The sequence below is a fragment of the Dyella lutea genome, assembly GCF_024158035.1.
Lineage (GTDB): Bacteria > Pseudomonadota > Gammaproteobacteria > Xanthomonadales > Rhodanobacteraceae > Dyella_A > Dyella_A lutea.
The window spans coordinates 1-1,144 of the sequence record NZ_JAMZEK010000008.1 but is presented as its reverse complement, the minus strand read 5'-3'; the positions used below and the strand labels follow the sequence as shown (position 1 = coordinate 1,144).

Here is a 1,144-nt window from a genome sequence, read left to right as displayed (position 1 = left end):
CCAAGAGAAAGTAACGGCGGTTTCTAAGATCAAGTGCACCACCCCACGACAAGGTGATGCATGGGCCAGCACTACGGACATCTGAGCGCCGAAGAACGCGGCGCGATCATGGTTGGCAAGACGCGTGGTGAGAGTGCCCGGCAGCTCGCCCGGATGCTGGGTCGCTCACCCAGCACGATTTCGCGGGAGCTGACACGCAATGGTCACCAGGAACCGTCCGCCCTGCCTCGGATGGGTCGGCCGAGGCTGTGCTACGACGCCAGTCGGGCCGGCCAACGCGCCCGGCGTCTGGCACGCAAACCCCGGCGCGAGCGCAAATTGAAGCGGGAGGGTCGGCTGTGGCGCCTCGTGTGCCGCTTGTTGGGCAAGGGCTGGTCACCTCAGCAGGTGAGCCGCACACTGCGGCGTCATCACCCGGATAAGCCCGCCAAGCACGTGTCGCACGAGACGATCTACACCGCGATCTACGCCGCGCCACGCGGCGAGTTGCGGCGGGGCCTGGTGGCGCTTCTGCGCCAGCATAAATGTGCGCGTCGGCCGCGTGGTCAGGGTGCGAACCGGCGCGGCCGAATGCACGACTTGCCGAGCATTCATGACCGTCCACCCGAAGTCAATGAACGGCTGTTGCCCGGCCACTGGGAAGGCGACTTCATCAAGGGATCCCGCAACCGGTCTTCGGTGGGTGTGCTGGTCGATCGCCGGACGCTTTTCCTGAAACTGGTGAAGATGGAAGGGTGTTCGGCGGAGGATGCGCTGAAAGGCTTCAGCCGGGCGTTCCGGCCGCTACCACCGGAACTGCGCCAGACGCTGACTTACGACCAGGGCAAGGAAATGGCGCTATACAAGACGCTGTCCGAGCGCACCGGACTGGCGATCTACTTCGCCGACCCACGCAGCCCCTGGCAACGCGGCATCTGCGAAAACACCAATGGCCTGCTGCGCCAATACCTGCCTAAAGGCACGGACCTGTCGATCTACAGCCAGAAGCAGCTCGACGCGATCGCCCGACGCATGAACCTCCGGCCACGCGCCACTCTCGATTACCACTGCCCTGCAGAAATGTTCATCCGTGCCATGGGCAGAGATGATCTGGCCGATGCCATCGATGGTGCACTTCTAGATTGACACCGCCAACCAAAGAGAA

The 1,144-nt window shown here is 63.5% G+C and carries 1 protein-coding gene; it reads left to right on the top strand.

What is annotated here, in order from left to right; all coding sequences use genetic code 11:
• Positions 1-60 precede the first annotated feature (60 nt).
• The gene (locus NC595_RS20300; protein ID WP_253569206.1) at positions 61-1,125 is read left to right on the top strand and encodes an IS30 family transposase; all 1,065 of its coding nucleotides are present in this window, start codon (positions 61-63) and stop codon (positions 1,123-1,125) included.
• Positions 1,126-1,144 lie beyond the last annotated feature (19 nt).

Excerpts from the sequence above, each read along its gene's own strand:
- NC595_RS20300 (WP_253569206.1), top strand. The coding sequence starts at position 61 with ATGGGCCAGCACTACGGACATCTGAGCGCCGAAGAACGCGGCGCGATC.